Raw genomic sequence first — 2,830 nt, 5'->3', positions numbered from 1 at the left:
CAATATCATTATATGCGTGTAACATACAATGAGTCAAAGCCTTTAATGTGCGGAAAATAAACTATCTCGGTAGCTCGCCCGCTTGGTATTTAAGGTGTTTTTGAGGCACCTGATTCGATTATTCATACTCCTGTCACAATGTCAATAAGTAATATTACATTTTTCTAAATTATATAAGTACGTCTTTACTTTATTTGTCAACTCACTTTAAATTTCCACTTTACTTTTTTATTTATAGCGGAGGGGGAGGTAATGCTGGATACCCTTAATATAATTGCAATGATCGTGTGCTTGTTATCATTGCCAATGATGATTGTCGGACTCGTTTTAGTATGTATAAAGAAATGGCGGAAAAACGGACTGAAAACTCTTGGTATTGGAGCTTTATTATTTATCGGCTCTGCGATAGTAGGTGCTTCTGTACACAAAGACAAACCAAATCAAATTACACGCAATAATGAAATTGTTGCCTCCTCCTCGACTTTGTCAATAGATGTTGCTACTCAAAACGAAAGCGTGACTCAGGTACCAGCTGAGGATACTGATAAGCAAATTACCCCCACTCAAGTTAACAAACCAGACAAAGATGATGGATTAGGCTTTTTGGGATGGGGGTTGTTAATAATACTCACTTTTTCTGCAGGTTCCGCTTTATATAATTATTGTCTATACAGACGCAAAAAACATTTTGAACAACAAGTTGCGATGTTACAACCAGATATCCCTCCCTTTAATTTTTCCGAAGCATGTGAAATGTTTCAAGAACTTGATGCAAGTGAATATGATTATCGTCTAGCACCTAATGAAAAACTGTTGGGAGTTCAAGAATATGCTAATTTTGTTGGTAAACGTAGAGTAAATAAAATAGAACAAATGGTAGTTGTAGCACGTGGGCGTCTTTTGGTAACCGATCAAGCTATTGTGTTTGAAAGCTCTGAAAAGAATGAACGAACTACTTGGACGCGAATTGCATCAGTAGACATCACATATGAGGGATGTCGGGTTAATCGCCGCTCTGGTATACCATGGAACTACAAATTCACCGCTACTCCCCAATTTGCTGCAGTGGTTAGGGCTCTTGGGCAGCCTTATTGATTTTTAAACACACCAAATAAAGATGCCTCATTGTTTTATCTCCCGCAAGATAAGCTTATACATACCGGATTCTGAGGCTTGGACATCTGTGACCACGAAGTGCTCTTGAGAAGAGGGCGCTTTGCTGTTTTCAGGAGAGAGGACCACAATACTATCTTGAGGTTTTGGTGGTAAGCCTCCAATGTCATTGATACAAAGATCAAGTTCCTTTCTTGCAATTGTGGTGGGGATTCTGCCACCGGCATCCGATTCCGAATGCTTAATGCCGTAAATCGCTGTAATCCGAAAAGATTGCTGGTTGTCCTTTCGCGTGTAGATGATGGGCTGCCCAAAAGTGTTGCGTACATCTTTAACCATTTGGTTTAGCAGCCCGTGCCATCGCATGTTATTTCGCTCCAATCACTGCTTTAAACAGCATTTCAGGGCGTGTGTAGATGTAAAGCGGATAGCTATAGACTTCCGGTTTTACTCATGCATTACGGTCGTGGTCGACTATAAGCATGGTGTAGAGCGGTCTTCCAACCGTGTTGGCAAAATCCAAGCTTTCACCTGGTGCAAAGGTTTTTTGGAAGACACCAGGCGCATCAACAGGAAAGAATTGACATTCATCAGGCTTAATGCCTATGGCACGCTTTGTTCCAGCCTTCGCACTCACATTATAGTTGTGAATACTCCGGTAATTAATAAAAGTGACACCTGCAAAGTCAAAACTGCCAAAGCTCCCAGAACCAATTGCACTTGGTGTTGCAACACCTCCGGCACTATTGAGTGTTTGTGCTAAGGCTGTGTTGAGATAGGTCTCACGAATTGTTTTATGGTTTTTCAACTTGGAAAAGAATTCATTTCCACAAAGCCCAATAATCCGCGAACGATCAGAAAATGCTCCTTTTGAAGCCTCAATCATCCTCATAATGACCCGATCAACATTGTCAGCAACATTGGTTGTCTCAACATTTAGTTTAAAGTCAATGGGCTTTGGTGGCGTGATTTCCCATTCTTTGTACCAGTCAACAATGACAGAGCCATCAGCATCAAGGACAACACCTTGAACAGCGCCAAGCTGCATATTTTCCCATGTCAATTCTATTTCAGAAATCAGTTTCTTTTGTTTTCTGGCAATATATTTCATTGCTGTCTCTAACTGATCTTCTGCGCTAAATTCACGCCGGTTCTGGATTTCTTCTGATTTCACCGTATCACTTTTGGCAATCCGTGTTGTTTTGAAAAACCGAAGATTACGACCCTCTCTATCACCTTCTGTCAAAGGTGCGCCACGTTCACTGGTTTGAATAAGCGAAAATGTATTATCACGCCGTTCAATCCCAACCACTGTGGTACTGGTTTCAACTTCTTCAAAGAGATTAAGAGAACTTACAAGACCAGGTTGAAACTCATAGTTTTCAATGGCTTTCATCATTGTGATGCTTGAGAAAGCATCATGTTTAAAAAAATTCATATCCATGTGTGCATTCTCCTATCTCAATAGAATGTTGTTTTTGTCTTCGAAAGACTGAATGGCTGCTTTCTTTTGCTCATCTGTGATGGCATCTGGCCATAGCAGTTCAGAAGCTTTCACTGTGCATAAGCGTGCTGTAATCACGGCGCGTTGATCTGCGCCTGTTGCGTCAACAGTGGCAAAAGAAATCCCTGCCGGTGTTTGGCTGCCATCTGTTGCTGCTGGATTAAGGGGGACATAGTGTTCCGTTGCGGTTATCTTTCCCATGACAGTTCCCGC

General features: G+C 41.3%; 3 protein-coding genes and 1 pseudogene. 1 reads left to right on the top strand and 3 read right to left on the bottom strand.

Annotation, left to right across the window (positions count from 1 at the left end):
- The first annotated feature begins 252 nt into the window (after positions 1 to 252).
- Positions 253 to 1,095: a hypothetical protein gene (locus PVV69_RS09540; protein ID WP_273757314.1), complete on the top strand. Its 843-nt coding sequence runs from the start codon at positions 253 to 255 to the stop codon at positions 1,093 to 1,095.
- A 27-nt stretch (positions 1,096 to 1,122) separates the two neighbouring features.
- On the opposite strand, the gene PVV69_RS09535 is transcribed toward PVV69_RS09540, so the two are convergent.
- The 3 genes and pseudogenes from PVV69_RS09535 to PVV69_RS09525 form a co-directional block, all read right to left on the bottom strand.
- Positions 1,123 to 1,479: a hypothetical protein gene (locus tag PVV69_RS09535; RefSeq protein WP_273755807.1), complete on the bottom strand. Its 357-nt coding sequence runs from the start codon at positions 1,477 to 1,479 to the stop codon at positions 1,123 to 1,125.
- A gap of 1 nt (position 1,480) precedes the next feature.
- Positions 1,481 to 2,557, bottom strand: a pseudogene (locus tag PVV69_RS09530) (major capsid protein).
- 12 nt (positions 2,558 to 2,569) lie between these two features.
- Positions 2,570 to 2,830: head decoration protein (locus PVV69_RS09525; protein WP_273757313.1), on the bottom strand; the 261-nt coding region annotated here is incomplete at its 5' end.

The organism is Bartonella sp. MM73XJBT (genome assembly GCF_028618465.1).
Taxonomy (GTDB): domain Bacteria; phylum Pseudomonadota; class Alphaproteobacteria; order Rhizobiales; family Rhizobiaceae; genus Bartonella.
Note: the sequence above shows the minus strand (reverse complement) of the source record. Positions and strands in the feature narration are given on the sequence as shown.

What these genes read in the sequence shown, in the direction of transcription:
- PVV69_RS09540 (WP_273757314.1), top strand. Translation starts at nt 253, where the DNA reads ATGCTGGATACCCTTAATATAATTGCAATGATCGTGTGCTTGTTATCA.
- PVV69_RS09535 (WP_273755807.1), bottom strand. Translation starts at nt 1,479, where the DNA reads ATGCGATGGCACGGGCTGCTAAACCAAATGGTTAAAGATGTACGCAAC.